The sequence below is a fragment of the Sphingobium sp. AntQ-1 genome (genome assembly GCF_028538045.1).
Classification (GTDB): Bacteria; Pseudomonadota; Alphaproteobacteria; order Sphingomonadales; family Sphingomonadaceae; genus Sphingobium; species Sphingobium cupriresistens.
The window spans coordinates 3,118,292-3,132,046 of sequence record NZ_CP117158.1 but is presented as its reverse complement, the minus strand read 5'-3'; the positions used below and the strand labels follow the sequence as shown (position 1 = coordinate 3,132,046).

The window sequence follows — 13,755 nt, the reverse complement described above, 5'->3', positions numbered from 1 at the left end:
CTGCCAGATCAGCGTGACGATGTCAATCAAAATGTTCCATATAGGTTATTTTTGGATCATCGCCTGAACCGTATCCGCTTCCAGCGCCATCGCCTCCGCGACGCTCGGCCGCGCCTTCACCCGCGCCAGCCAGGCCGCGACCTTGGGCCAGCGATCCGCCGTCAGCCCGTCGGAACAATAGCCCACATTGATGATCGGACACGCCGCCGCCAGGTCCGCCAGGGTGAAGCGATCCTCCACCAGCCAGCCGCTTTCCGGCAGAACGCCCTCCAGATAATCATATATGGTTGGCATCTCATCTGCCTCGGCCACATCCGCCGCGTCCAGGTCCGGCTCGCGCTTCAACGCCCTGGCGACCACCCGGTTGAAGAAGATCTTCTGCCCGATGGCCTGCGCCACCGTATCGCCAAATTCCTCATACCATATGGTGCGCGCCCGCGCCTTCGGCTCAGTCGGGATCATCTCCTCGCCGGGGTGCAGGGCATCCATATAGGTGATGATCGCGGTCGAATCGCACAACAGGAAATCGCCATCCTCCAACGCCGGAATCTTGCCAAAGGGCGACCCCTTCATAAAGCCTTCAGCGCCCCGGCCGAACCCGGCCGTCTGCACCTCGACCGCGATGCCCTTCTCCGCGGCGAAGGCGACCACCTTGCGCACAAAGGGCGACGGCCGCGCGCCATGAATGATCATATCGTCTCTCCTCCTGTCATCGGGTCGGTCACGCATCCTGCCGATTCAGTATCAATATGCAACTATTTTATGCCGCCGTCGCGATCGGCAGGAACGGCGCGATCACGCCCATCACCCGCGCCACCGTCTCCGCCTTCTCGCCCACCGGCGCGACATAGTCGATCACATCCCGCGCCGCGGCCTCGCCACCGCCCGCCAGGCCCAGACGACGGGCGATCGCCCAGGCGCTCAAATAATATGCCGCCATGCAACCTCCTGCCGTCGCGACCGACCCATGCGCCACGAACGGCGCATCGATCACCCGCACCCCCGCCGCGATCACCCAGGGCTTGCTCGTCACGTCGGTGCAGGCAGGCAGGTCGCCGATCAGCCCCAGCCGCGCCAGGATCAGCGCGCCCGAACATTGCGCCCCGATGATCTGCCGGCCGGGGTCCAGCGCGATCCGCGCCATCAGCGCCTCATCGGCCGCCATCTCCAGCGTCCTGACCCCGCTGCCGACCAGCACGACATCGGCCTGCCCCGCATATTCCAGCGGCTGCTGCACATCGACCCGCACGCCGTTCATCGACGTGACGGACTCGCCCGGCCCGCAAATCTCGGCGCGCCAGCCCGGCACCCGGTTCAACAGCGCCAACGCCACGAAACTGTCCAGTTCGTTGAACCCGTCAAACGTCAAAACCGCAACCCGCATCGCCTTGGCTCCTTTCCCTCTGTCTAGGGGAAGGGCGACGCGCCCGCGCGATCCGCTCGCGCGCAATTGGCACCATTCAGAATTGCGGCCCGGCGACTCCCGGTGCAAGCCTCTTCGGCTCCGGCCGCGATTCAGAGCCGGCGTCATATCCAGGCCCAGCCCCGGCGCTGCTGTCCGGCTCCGCTCCGCCCGGCGCCATGGTCCGCGTATAGTCGATCCGTATACGCACCCAACTGCCTACCATCGCCTTGCCATTGACCCGCGGCGGCCGCACCAGGAATTGCCAGGCCGCCAGCCTGACCGCCTTGGCAAAGCCCGATCCCAGCGGCGCCTCGCCCAGCGTCTGGCAATTTTCGACATGATAATGGTCGATCGTCTTGCACGCCACCAGGCCATAGCCCCGCGCCGGCGCATTATTGGGCAGGTAGGACGACAATTCCGCATGGGTCGGCCTCCGATACCATTCGGCCTCGAACAACTGCACCCCGCCCGGCCCTTCGCCCGGCCCGGCCACCGCCGCGCTGTCGCCCTTGCCCTGCCCCGCGCCCTGCGCGCCCTTGGGCAGATTGCCGATATCGGCCGACGCCATCTGCTCGCGGCTGAGCGTCAGGAAGGGGAAGGGCGATGGCGGCTGCTCCGCAGGCTTTTCGACGGGGATGGGCGGGCGCACCACCGGATCGGCCTGTTGCTGCGGCGCGGCGTTGTTCTGCTCGCGCTTTTCCGCCTTTTCGGCCTTGGCCTGTTGCTGCTCGGTCTTCTGCCCCGTCTCTACGTCGAACGTCACCGGCAGGCGATCCTCCTGCTTGGGCGGCTCCATGTTCGGCGACAAGGTGAACAGCGCGAGCAGCAGCAGCAGGTTCAGCACCAACGCGAACGCCATGCCGCCTGCGCGCTGCCGCACCTTGTCCCACGGAATCGCGGGAACCTTGAAAATGGAATGCAATGTCAAACGCGCCGACCAAAAGGACTCTATGGGGTAAGTCCATGCCCAGACGACGCCGGACAATCAACCCCGTCGGTCGAACGGCCGGCGCTACCTTAGCCCTTAATCAGCACACATCCTCTTCGCGCACCACCGGCCGGCTTTCCCGCGTCGCCCGCATCCGGCTCGCCTTGTCGTCCTCGTCGCTGGTCAGCACGACATAGTCGTCATGCACCTCCAGCAAGACCCCGGCGAACGGAAAACCGTCCAGGCTGCCCGTCACCCGGTAACTCACCGGATCGCCGACCTTGAAGGTCGCGGGATCGGTATTGAAGGTGAAGGGACAACCGCCCTCGCCCATGCCCTGCATATCGTCTCTCCTTCGCCGCCATAATATCCGCCCGATCAACCGGCGCAATATCTTTGCCCAAGCCGTCACCGGATCGCTATGGGCAAGCCCATGGACATCCGCCTCGCCACCGCCGCCGACCTGCCCCTGCTCCATCCGGTGATAGAGCGCGCCTATCGCGGCGACTCCGCCCGCGCCGGCTGGACCTTCGAATCCGACCTGCTCAGCGGCCCGCGCACCAGCCTCGATACACTCCGCACGATCCTCGCCAGCCCTGCCGAACGGCTGGTGGTCGCGCTGGATGCGGGGGAAATGCCGATCGGCTGCGTCCAGATTACGGACCGGGGCGGCGGCATCGCCTATCTCGGCCTGCTCTGCATCGATCCCGCGCGCCAGGCCGGCGGCCTTGGCCGTCGCCTCATCGCCGCGGCGGAGGATCACGCCGCCCGCCTCTTCGCCACCCACCTCATGGAAATGACCGTCATCGACAGCCGCGCCGAACTGATCGCCTGGTATCAGCGCCGCGGCTACGCCTTGACCGGCGAGACGCGCCCCTTCCCGATCCCGGTCGATCCGCCGCTGGCGATGGTGGTGCTGGCAAAAGCGCTGGCGACCCGAAACGATCTCGGCTAGGCCCGGCCGCGATGCTCACCAAGCTCTACCAATGGACCCTGGCCAAGGCGGCGCATCGCCACGCCGAACGCTGGCTTTTCGCCATCAGCTTCATGGAATCGAGCTTCTTCCCGATCCCGCCGCATCCGCTGCTCGGCCTCATGTGCCTGGCCCGGCCGGAAAAGGCGCTGCGCTTCGGTTTCATCTGCACCCTGGCCTCGGTGCTGGGCGGCCTGCTGGGCTATGGCATCGGCCATTTCCTGTACGAAGCCCTCGGCCAACAGATCCTGACTGCGCTGGGCCTCGCCGCCAAATTCCCGGTCGCGGCCTGCTATCTGCGCGATTACGGCGCGGAAATCATCCTGATCAAGGGCGCAACGCCCATCCCGTTCAAGCTCATCACCATCACGGCGGGCTTTGTCGGCCTGTCGCTCTTCACCTTCCTCTGGGCCAGCATCGTCAGCCGCGCTTTCCAGTTCATGCTGGTGGGTTTCCTGTTCTGGAAATTCGGCCGCCCGATCAAGGCGTTCATCGAAAAATATCTCGCCCTCCTCTCCGCCCTTTTCCTCGTCCTGATCGTCGGCGGCTTCATCGCCGCCTCGATGCTGACCGGCGGCGTGAAGAAGGACGACAAGTGCAGCCACGCCACCATGGCGACGCTGAATGCGACGGGCGCCCGATAACGCCCATGCGCGCGCTGCTTGCCATGGTCGCCGCCCGGCCGAAACTGGCCGCGCTGCTCGCCGGTTTCGCCTCGGCCACCGGCTTCGCGCCGCTCGACCTCTGGCCCGTCACCCTCGCCTGCCTAGCGGCGCTGATCGTCCTGATCGAACGCGCGCCCGACCGCCGCGCCGCCTTCACCCGCGGTTGGCTGTTCGGCGTCGGCCATTTCACCTGTGGCCTCAACTGGATCGCCCACGCCTTCACCTTCCAGGATTCGATGCCGCACTGGTTCGGCTATGGCGCGGTGGTCCTCCTGTCGCTCTATCTCGCCGCCTTCCCCGGCTTTGCGACGCTCGGCGCATGGTGGCTGTCCAAAAACCCGGCGCTCCCGCGCAGGCGGGAACACGCTACGCCCCTGTTCCTCGCCGCCGCCTGGCTCGCCACCGAATATCTGCGCGCGACTCTCTTCACCGGCTTCGCCTGGAACCCGCTGGGCGCCGTCCTGCTGGCGCCCCGCGCCGCGATCGGCGCGACGGTGATCGGCACCTATGGCCTGGGCGCCGTCACCATCCTGACGGCGGCCGGATGCCTGCTCGCCTGGCGTCGGCAGGCAAGGCCCGCCATCGCGCTGCTCCTGCCCTTCTTCTGCTTCTCGCTCTGGGGCCTCCTCTCCCCCGCCCCGATCACACCCCCCGGCGCGCCCCGCGTCCGCGTGGTCCAGCCCAATATCGGCCAGGACGAAAAATATTCCGCCGCCCTCGAACAGGCGCATTTCCGCACCCTCGCCGCCCTGTCCGGCACGCCGCGCCCGGCCCCGCGCCTGATCTTCTGGCCCGAAGCCGCCATCCCCGCCTATCTGGACATGGAACCCGACTGGCGCGCCCGCCTCGCCGGCCTGCTCGGCCCCGGCGACCTGCTGATGACCGGCGCGACCAAAGTCTATTTCAAGCCCGACCCGGACAGCCCGGTGGGAGAGCAGAAACTGGCCGGCGCGAACAACAGCCTGTTCATCGTCACCCCCGACGCGCGCCTGCTCACCCGCTATGACAAGGCGCATCTGGTCCCCTATGGCGAATATCTGCCGATGCGCTCGATCCTCCAGCCGATCGGCCTGTCGCGCCTCGTCCCCGGCGACGCCGATTTCTGGCCCGGCCCCGGCCCGCAAAGCCTGACCCTGCCCGCAACGCTCGGCCGCCCGGAGCTGAAAATGGGCGTCCAGATTTGCTACGAGATCATCTTTTCGGGCCATGTCATCGACGCCGCGAACCGCCCCGCCTTCCTCTTCAACCCCTCCAACGACGCCTGGTTCGGCAGTTGGGGCCCGGTCCAGCATCTGGCCCAGGCGCGTCTCCGCGCGATCGAGGAAGCCGTCCCCATCATCCGCTCGACCCCCACCGGCGTCTCGGCGATCATTGATGCGCGCGGCCATGTCGTCCACGCGCTCGGCCTCAACCGCGCCGGGTTCCTCGACGCCGCCCTGCCCCCGGCGCTCCCGCCCACGTTGTTCGCCCGGCTTGGCAACTGGGCGCCCGGCCTGCTGATGCTCATCCTGCTGGGCGCGGCCCTTGCCTTGCGCAGAGGCAAAAGCTAATAGCCACATAAAGTTTTCTTTATGTCCTTTCGTCCGCCCATGTCTTACGGGAGTCTCATGCGCAATCAATTTCTCTTCACCTCGGAATCCGTGTCCGAAGGCCATCCCGACAAGGTCGCGGACCAGATTTCCGACTCGATCGTCGATCTGTTCCTGTCGAAAGACCCCGAAGCCCGTATCGCCTGCGAAACCCTGACGACGACCCAGCTCGTCGTCCTGGCCGGCGAAATCCGCTGCAAGGGCGTCTATGAAAATGGCGAATGGGCACCGGGCGCCAAGGAAGAGATCGAAGCGACCGTCCGCGCTACCGTCAAGCGCATCGGCTATGAGCAGGACGGCTTCCACTGGGAGACCTTCCGCTTCGAAAACAACCTCCATGGCCAGTCGGCCCACATCGCGCAGGGCGTCGATGAAAGCGGCAACAAGGATGAAGGCGCCGGCGATCAGGGCATCATGTTCGGCTATGCGTCGGACGAAACCCCCGACCTGATGCCCGCCACCCTCTATTACAGCCACAAGATCCTGGAACGCCTGGCCCACGACCGTCACAACAAAGTAGTCGATTTTCTCGAACCCGACGCCAAGAGCCAGGTGACGCTGGAATATGTCAACGAAGTGCCGGTCCGCGCGACCGCTCTCGTCGTCTCCACCCAGCACGCCAAGGACATGGACAATGACGAAAGCCGCGCAAAGCTGCGCGCCTACGTCAAGGGCGTCTTCGCCGACATCCTGCCCGAAGGCTGGCTGCCGGGCGACGAGAGCATCTACGTCAACCCGACCGGCCTGTTCGAAATCGGCGGCCCTGACGGCGACGCCGGCCTCACCGGCCGCAAGATCATCGTTGACACCTATGGCGGCGCGTCGCCCCATGGCGGCGGCGCTTTCTCCGGCAAAGACCCCACGAAGGTCGACCGCTCGGCCGCCTATGTCACCCGCTATCTGGCGAAGAACATCGTCGCCGCCGGCCTCGCCCGCCGCTGCACGATCCAGCTCAGCTACGCCATCGGCGTCGCCGAGCCGCTCTCGCTCTATGTCGACCTGCACGGCACCGGGACGGTCGAGGCGTCCGCGATCGAAGCCGTCCTGCCGACGCTCGTGCGCCTGACGCCCAAGGGCATCCGCACCCATCTCGGCCTTAACAAGCCGATCTACCAGAAAACCGCCGCCTACGGCCATTTCGGCCGCACCCCCGACGGCGACTATTTCCCCTGGGAAAAGACCGACCTGGTCGACGCGCTCAAGGCTGCGCTGGCCTAACCTGTTTAGCCCCTCCCCTTCAGGGGAGGGGTAGGGGGTGGGGGCTGTCGTCCAGGCGCACTATTGAAGCCCCCCACCCCGCTGCGACTAGGTCCGACTTCGCCGAACCAAGTCTCGCTGCCCCTCACTTGAAGGAGAGGGGATGCATCTTCCAAAATATCATCCAATCCCCAAAAAGGGCGCCGCAGCACCATGCTCCGGCGCCCTTTTCGCGCATTCCCCACCTGTCCATAAGATGACGAAAAGTTCATTAGGAAAGCCCGCGCGCCCGGCCCATAGCGCTCTTGTCGGGTTCGCCACCCCTGTCGGACCCGACACCTCTGCCAAAGAGGCTTTCGATGACAAGGATGGTTGCCACGCCCTCGTCGACCTTGCCGTGATCGTCGGCCATGCTGCTCCTGCATCTGCCGCCCCCTGCAAGGACGCGAAGGGCAAGTTCGTAACAGGCCCAACCTGACGAAACCAGGCGGCGGTCGGCTTTCAGCCATATCCGCCGAAACCGGCGGCGCTCCTCCTCAGCGCGCGCCGACAACCGCCTTTCATGCTGTCCCTTCCGCCGATCCCAACTGCACAGAAGGGGTTGGGGGAGGGACAGGTTTCAGGCTGCGCCATGGCATCGCCTCGCGACCGGAGCGCCTCTGCGCTCGGCCCTTGCCCCCACTCCCCTCGCCCGCTAGTCAGTCGTCCCATGACAGCGCATAAATCCGGCGATCCCACGACCCTCAACCGCCTCTATGGCCGCCAGTCGGGGCACAAGCTGCGCCAGGGGCAGCAGGAACTGGTCGACACTCTCCTACCCGCCATATCGGTGCCGGAAAACGGCGAGATCACCGCCGCGGGCCTGTTCGGTTACGATCGCCCGCTCCATTTCGAAATCGGCTTCGGCGGCGGCGAACATATGGCCCATCGCGCCGACATGCTGCCCGACCATGGCTTCATCGGCGCGGAACCGTTCCTCAACGGCGTCGTCACCGCGCTCGGCCATGTCCGTGACGGCGCGCTCGGCAATGTCCGCCTCCACATGGGCGATGCGCTTCAGGTGCTCTCCCGCATCCCCGACGGCGCGCTCAGCTTCGTCTATCTGCTCCACCCCGATCCCTGGCCCAAGGCGCGTCATGCCAAGCGCCGCATGATGAACCCCGGCCCGGTCGCGATGATCGCCCGCAAACTCAAGCCCGGCGGCGAATTTCGCTTCGGCACCGACCATCCGGTCTATCTGCGCTGGGCGCTGATGGTGATGAACGGCCATCCCGACTTCGAATGGCTGGCCAGCGAACCGAAGGATTTCCAGACCCGCCCCGGCGGCTGGCCCGAAACCCGTTATGAGGCCAAAGCCCGCCGCATCGGCCACGAAGTCTGGTACTTCCGCTACCGGCGGCGCTGAACCCTCGCGCGGCTCATACGTTGGGCATGGCGAAAGGAGAGACGCCATGTCCAGCAACAGCCATGAGGAAATGATCCGCGAAGATGGTCTGCCCGGTCACGAAAGCCGCCTCGACCCCAAGCCCGAATGGGAACCGCGCTATCCCGGCTCCGGGCGCCTCGACGGCAAAGTCGCGCTTGTCACCGGCGCGGACAGCGGCATCGGCCGCGCCGTCGCCGCGCTCTACGCCCGCGAGGGCGCAGACGTCGCCATCCTGTATCTGTGCGAACATGACGATGCCCGCAAAACCGCGCAAATCGTCGAAGCCGAAGGGCGCGAGGCGCTGACCATCGCCGGCGATATCGGCGAGAAGAGCTTTTGTGACGCCGCGATCCAGCAGGTGATGGATCGCTTCGGCCGGCTCGACATTCTCGTCAACAATGCCGGCGAACAACATCCCGATCAGGATATCACCGATATCACCGAAGACCAGCTTCGCCGTACCTTCCAAACCAATATCTTCGGCATGTTCTTCCTGACTCAGGCTGCCCGCCCGCACTTCAAAAAGGGCGCGGCGATCGTCAATTGCACCAGCGTCACCATGTATCAGGGCGCGTCCGAACTGCTGGACTATAGCAGCACCAAGGGCGCGATCACCGCTTTCACCCGCAGCCTGTCGGAAAATCTGGTAAAGGACGGCATCCGCGTCAACGCGGTCGCCCCCGGCCCGATCTGGACCCCGCTCAACCCCAGCGGCGGCGCTTCGCCGGAGAAGCTGGCGCATTTCGGCGAATCGACCCCCATGGGCCGCCCCGGCCAGCCCAACGAAGTCGCCCCCGCCTTCCTCTTCCTCGCCTGCGATGACGCCAGCTATATGTCGGGCCAGGTGCTTCATCCCAATGGAGGCACGATCGTCAACGGATAAAGCGCAAATTTTAGCCCCTCGCTTTTAATGAAGGGGTGGGGTTGGGCGCCTGAGCGGCCGCGCCACCCTCACTCCGCTCGCTCGAACAGCCCCATCGGCGCGCCAAATTCGTCGGGCCAGGCCAGATAGGCGACATCGGTCGGCCCGACGAAGAAGTCCCGCACGATCCACCGTCCGTCCTTCTGCTCCAGCAGGGCGTAGACGTCCGGCCCGTCGAATATCCCCGCCTCGACCCGCTCGGCATGGCGCGTCTGGCTGAAATCGATCGAACCGCCCACCGGCGTCTGCGGCACGACATGGGCGAAGGCCCATCGATCCTGCCGCCGCAGCGTGCGCACCACGAACTTGACCTTCTGCATCAGGTCGCGCTCGATCGCGGGCCGCAACGCATCGAGCAGCGCCCGCCGCTGCGGATCGGCGACGCCGATATCGCTCGCCCCGGCCAGCGCGGCCACCACCATCATCGTCGCGATCATCCGCCCCTCCCGTCAAAGCCGGACCGATAGCCCAGGCCCGCCCGCTTGGACATGAAAAAGGCCGCGCAGGGCCCCCACCCCACGCGGCCTTTTCGTTAAGGCGAACGAGCCCGGACCGTAAAGGTCGCGCTCAGTTGGCCTTGGAAAGATCCACCTTTTCCACCCATTCGGGGTAGAAGGTCGGTTCGCGATTGGACCAGCCCACCGCCGTCGCCGCCGCCTCGCTGATCGACTGGAGCAGCGCGCGCCGCTTTTCGGGGTGCAGATGCGGCAGGCTGGCCGCGGCGCAGAAGGCGCCCGGCAACCAGGGCCGCGCCCCGGCGCCCAGCAGTCGCTCATACAGGAAGCGGTAGGAGGAAAAGCTGCCCAGACGATCCTGACCCAGGTCGAAGGCGGATATGGTCACCAGCGGCGCCATGAACGGCTCCACCTGTTCCAGACCGCTGTCGTCGGGTACGCGCGCCTTGATATCGTCCAGCCGCCCATAGATGCGCGCCTGCGCCCGGATGGAGGCTTCCTCGACCATGTCGCGGGACCATAGCTTCATCGCGTCGCGGCGATGCAGCCCGATATCCAGCGATCGGCGAATATAGCGTTGCGTGGAGGATGAGAAGCTTGCGAACTCTCGCAGTTCCGCCAGGGTTACAGCCCCATCCGCCGGTCTTGCACTCGTACCCATGTTAAGCCCTCCGACTTGAAGTCGTAGGATGGAACATGCGCCCTCTATGGTTACTGAAGGCTTAAGGGCCTGTTCCACCGCCATTCACAAGGGACCAGATTTCTTTTTGCAGCGCAACATGAAAATCTTGTGACTGCGGCGAACGGAATTTTCGGCAAGCATCTCAAAGCCCAAACTCCCGCGACCGCGACCAGGCGCAGGGCGCGCCTCAACCGCCCAGCGCCGCGCGCAACGTCACGCCGATGGTGCGCGGATCGCTCGGTGTGCCGACGATCAGCCCGCTATTGCCGGCCTGCACGGTCAGGTTCTGCATATAATTTTTGTCGAAGATGTTCCGTGCGAACACCGCCACCTCCCAACGTGGCGTGCGATAACCGATGCTGCCATTGACCAGCGTATAGCCCTCGATGACGGTATAGGCCGATCCGGTCGCATCGCCGAAGATCTTCGTCCGCGTCACCGCGTCGGCGCGCAGCACAAATTCTCCGTCGCGGCCCGCCACCGATACGGGCAGGCGATATTCGCCGCCCGCCGATCCGGTCCATTTGGGCAGGCCCGGCATAGCCTGCCCCGACAGGTCGCATTGCGCCGTGCCGCTGCCTGTCTTCTCGATCGGGCATGGCCCCTTGGGATAGCTGGCATAGACGCCGTCCGAATAGGCCCCCGCCGCGCGCAGCGTCAGCCGCGCGCCCACTCGCGCCGCGGCGTCGAACTCGATCCCCTTGACCGTCACTTTGGGGATATTGGCCAGATAGCTGCGCAGCGCGATCACCGCCGCGCTGTCCACCACATTGGCCTGGAAATCGGTGACGCGGGTATAATAGGCGTCGATGTTGAAGGTCAGCGCGTCGTTCAGCAGCCGTGTCTTGACCCCGCCCTCCCATGTGCTGTTCTTCTCCGGCCGCACCGTCACCGTGCTCAGGATCGGGTCGCCCGACGCATGGCCCGGCACACCGGCGGGATAGACCGGCAGGCCCGACATGTTGATCCCGCCCGACTTCTGCCCGCGCGCGAAACTGGCATAGGCCATCACCCCGTCGGTCAGGTCATAGGCGATGTTCACCCGTCCCGATGCGCTGCCATCGCCCAGATGCGCGCTGTAGGACTGGCTACGCAGGATCGAATTCTTGTCGCTGACCAAGGCCGGCGTCAGCCCCGTGGTCAGCCCGCCAAAGGCAGTCACATCATAGACGCCGTCCTTTTCTTCATAGGTATATCTTATGCCGCCGGTGATCGCGATCCGGGGCAGCGGCCGCCATGTCACCTCGCCGAAAATGCCGAAGCTTTCCGACCGGAAATCGGTGCGCCCGGCGGTCTGGTATCCGTCCAGCAGGTCCGCCGGCCGCCCCGGCAACAGCCAGTAGGTCGCCAGCGGCCCATAGATGCTGATCGGATGGCCGACGATCTTCTGGTGGAAATAATAGAGGCCCGCGACATAATCGACATTGCCGGGCGTGTTGGAGCCGATGCGGAATTCCTGCGAAAACTGGTCCTGCCGCGACGGGATATGCTGGGTCGTCTGGATATGCAGCCCGGTATAGTCGCGGTCGTTCCCCGCATCCCAGTTCCAGAAACGCCAGGCGCTGATCGACGTCAGCGTCACCCCGCCCAACGTCCACTCGGCGATGCCCGACACCCCGCCCTCATTGGTGTCCACGCCCAGCGGCGCGTCATTATCGGTCACCCGGTCATAGGGATTGGCGCTCGGCGGGGCATAGGCGCCGCCAGGCGCATTGGCAGCCAGCGCGGCATATTGCTGGGCCGTCGGCTTCAATGTCGGCGCGATCCGCACATGCACCTGCGCGCAGCAGTTATTCTTGAAATTCGACCAGTCGCCGATCAGCCGCAGCGAAAAATCGTCCGATGGCGCGAACAGCAATTGTCCGCGGATCGCGTCATTATGAATATTGTTCTGATCCTCGTCCCGCACGATATTGCGGATATATCCATCCTGCCGCGTCACCGATCCAGACAGGCGGAACGCCAGCACGTCCCCGGCGATCGGCCCCGTCACCGCCGCCTTGGCCTGCAGAAAATCGCGGCTGCCATAGGATAGCTCCGCCTCTCCGCCCCAATCGAAGCCCGGCTTTTTCGACAGGATGTTGATCGCGCCGGCGGTCGTGTTCTTGCCGAACAACGTCCCCTGCGGCCCGCGCAGTACCTCGATCCGTTCAATATCGGTAAAATCGAACGCCGCCGTCGCCGGCCGGGCATGATAGACCCCGTCGACGTAGAAGCCCATGCCCGGCTCCAGCCCGTCATTGGCCTGGCTCACCGCCACGACGCTCGACCCCAGCCCGCGGATGGTGAAGGCGGTGTTGCGCGGATTGGCGGACGAATAATTGAGCGCCGGCGCCAACTGGCTCAACTGGCTGACATTGACCGTGTAAGTCCGCGTCAGTTCCTGGCCGCTGACGAGTGTCAACGCGGCCGGCACCTGCTGCGGGTCTTCCTCGCGCAACCGCGCCGTCACGACGATCGCGCCGTCGCCCGCATCGCCCTCCGCCGCCTGCGCCATGCCGCCGGTCCAGACGGCCGATCCCATCAGGACCGCCGCCGCCATCTTCATCCCCATCGTCACCCTGTCGTCCCCCATGATTTACGGGACCGATAAACAGGCTGAAAAGGATTCGCTATATATATTCGGATATAGCGATGAAACCGCGCAACAAGCGTCTCACTCGTTGTTGCTTTTGCCCGTCGTGTCGTCTGTCGCGTTGCCTGTCAGGCCGCCGCCGCCTGCGCTTCCATCAGCCAGACGAACGCCGCGTCCGCATCGGCGAAGATGCGCAGATAGGATTGCGTCATCTCCCGCCGCACCTGCAATTTGGCGATGGCGCTTGGCGTGACGATGGCGATGCGCGACGCGCGCGGGAACAGCCCTTCGCCCAGATGTTCGCGGAACGCCGCCACCGCGTTCTGCGGCTGCACCGCGCTACGGCGCATGTCCATCCGCAACCGATAGCCCGGCGAGAAACCCTCGGTTACGAACCGCCCTTTCACCTCCCGCGCATAGGCGGCCACGGCTTCGCCGCTGAACAGGCCATGCCAACTAATGTCGAGCAGATTGATATCGTGGCGAAATTTAATGTCGTACATGCTGACAGCCTCCACGGCCCTCATGCCCGATCCGCCTTACCGAAATCTTATTCCGCTGCCTGGGCCGCCAATGGCTCAGCCCGCAACTGCCGCTCCAGCACCGGCCATGCGTCTTCGCCCGCGCCCGAAGCCGCCCGCTGCAACGCCCGATAGTCACGCAGCACCGCGGCCCCCATCTCGGTCAGCCGCGCGCCCTCGCTCGACGTCGCAACCAGCGGCTGCGCCCAGCATCGGTTCATCACATCCACCAGCAGCCAGCAACGCCGATAGCTCATGCCCAGTTTGCGTCCGGCGGCCGATATCGACCCCTCGCCCGCAATCGCGTCGAGCAGGTCGGCCTTGCCTGGCCCCATGGCGATCTGGTCGCCGCAATAAATCTGGATCTTGATCTTCAGCATCGGTCCGCCTTCCTGCCACAACGCAGGAGGATGGCCA

At 65.3% G+C, this 13,755-nt stretch carries 16 protein-coding genes; 6 read left to right on the top strand and 10 right to left on the bottom strand.

The window, feature by feature from the left end:
• Positions 1–45: 45 nt before the first annotated feature.
• The 4 genes from sphantq_RS15780 to sphantq_RS15765 form a co-directional block, all read right to left on the bottom strand.
• On the bottom strand, positions 46–693 hold the full coding sequence (locus sphantq_RS15780; RefSeq protein WP_066601175.1) for a glutathione S-transferase family protein: 648 nt from the start codon (positions 691–693) through the stop codon (positions 46–48).
• Positions 694–760: 67 nt separating this feature from the next.
• On the bottom strand, positions 761–1,384 hold the full coding sequence (locus tag sphantq_RS15775) for a DJ-1/PfpI family protein (protein ID WP_272798955.1): 624 nt from the start codon (positions 1,382–1,384) through the stop codon (positions 761–763).
• A gap of 76 nt (positions 1,385–1,460) precedes the next feature.
• Positions 1,461–2,264: a hypothetical protein gene (locus sphantq_RS15770; RefSeq protein ID WP_272800248.1), complete on the bottom strand. Its 804-nt coding sequence runs from the start codon at positions 2,262–2,264 to the stop codon at positions 1,461–1,463.
• A gap of 169 nt (positions 2,265–2,433) precedes the next feature.
• The gene (locus tag sphantq_RS15765) at positions 2,434–2,676 is read right to left on the bottom strand and encodes a hypothetical protein (protein WP_066601171.1); all 243 of its coding nucleotides are present in this window, start codon (positions 2,674–2,676) and stop codon (positions 2,434–2,436) included.
• Between the two features lie 90 nt (positions 2,677–2,766).
• Between sphantq_RS15765 and sphantq_RS15760 the strand changes: the two genes are divergently transcribed.
• The 4 genes from sphantq_RS15760 to metK are packed head-to-tail and all read left to right on the top strand — an operon-like array spanning position 2,767 to position 6,778.
• Entirely contained in the window at positions 2,767–3,288 is a 522-nt protein-coding gene (locus sphantq_RS15760; protein WP_272800247.1) for a GNAT family N-acetyltransferase, read from the top strand.
• A gap of 11 nt (positions 3,289–3,299) precedes the next feature.
• Positions 3,300–3,950, top strand: a complete 651-nt coding sequence (locus tag sphantq_RS15755) for a YqaA family protein (RefSeq protein ID WP_129927311.1) — start codon at positions 3,300–3,302, stop codon at positions 3,948–3,950.
• A 5-nt stretch (positions 3,951–3,955) separates the two neighbouring features.
• Positions 3,956–5,521, top strand: coding sequence for an apolipoprotein N-acyltransferase (lnt, locus tag sphantq_RS15750; protein ID WP_272798954.1), 1,566 nt, complete (start codon positions 3,956–3,958; stop codon positions 5,519–5,521).
• 57 nt (positions 5,522–5,578) lie between these two features.
• Positions 5,579–6,778: a methionine adenosyltransferase gene (metK, locus tag sphantq_RS15745; RefSeq protein WP_272798953.1), complete on the top strand. Its 1,200-nt coding sequence runs from the start codon at positions 5,579–5,581 to the stop codon at positions 6,776–6,778.
• 250 nt (positions 6,779–7,028) lie between these two features.
• Here metK and sphantq_RS15740 read toward each other — a convergent pair whose 3' ends face one another.
• Positions 7,029–7,169, bottom strand: coding sequence for a hypothetical protein (locus sphantq_RS15740; RefSeq protein WP_165363650.1), 141 nt, complete (start codon positions 7,167–7,169; stop codon positions 7,029–7,031).
• A 297-nt stretch (positions 7,170–7,466) separates the two neighbouring features.
• Here sphantq_RS15740 and trmB point away from each other — a divergent pair, with 297 nt between their 5' ends.
• Positions 7,467–8,162, top strand: coding sequence for a tRNA (guanine(46)-N(7))-methyltransferase TrmB (gene trmB, locus sphantq_RS15735; protein ID WP_272798952.1), 696 nt, complete (start codon positions 7,467–7,469; stop codon positions 8,160–8,162).
• 46 nt (positions 8,163–8,208) lie between these two features.
• Positions 8,209–9,066, top strand: coding sequence for a glucose 1-dehydrogenase (locus sphantq_RS15730; RefSeq protein ID WP_066601162.1), 858 nt, complete (start codon positions 8,209–8,211; stop codon positions 9,064–9,066).
• A 68-nt stretch (positions 9,067–9,134) separates the two neighbouring features.
• On the opposite strand, the gene sphantq_RS15725 is transcribed toward sphantq_RS15730, so the two are convergent.
• From sphantq_RS15725 to sphantq_RS15705, 5 genes are all read right to left on the bottom strand, one after another.
• The gene (locus sphantq_RS15725) at positions 9,135–9,542 is read right to left on the bottom strand and encodes a hypothetical protein (protein ID WP_272798951.1); all 408 of its coding nucleotides are present in this window, start codon (positions 9,540–9,542) and stop codon (positions 9,135–9,137) included.
• Positions 9,543–9,672: 130 nt separating this feature from the next.
• Entirely contained in the window at positions 9,673–10,221 is a 549-nt protein-coding gene (locus sphantq_RS15720) for a hypothetical protein (protein ID WP_066601160.1), read from the bottom strand.
• A gap of 208 nt (positions 10,222–10,429) precedes the next feature.
• A complete protein-coding gene (locus sphantq_RS15715) occupies positions 10,430–12,784 on the bottom strand; it encodes a TonB-dependent receptor (RefSeq protein ID WP_272798950.1) in 2,355 nt (784 codons plus the stop codon).
• Positions 12,785–12,945: 161 nt separating this feature from the next.
• Entirely contained in the window at positions 12,946–13,344 is a 399-nt protein-coding gene (locus sphantq_RS15710; protein WP_336314431.1) for an STAS/SEC14 domain-containing protein, read from the bottom strand.
• Positions 13,345–13,367: 23 nt separating this feature from the next.
• On the bottom strand, positions 13,368–13,718 hold the full coding sequence (locus sphantq_RS15705; RefSeq protein ID WP_272798949.1) for a winged helix-turn-helix domain-containing protein: 351 nt from the start codon (positions 13,716–13,718) through the stop codon (positions 13,368–13,370).
• Positions 13,719–13,755: the final 37 nt, after the last annotated feature.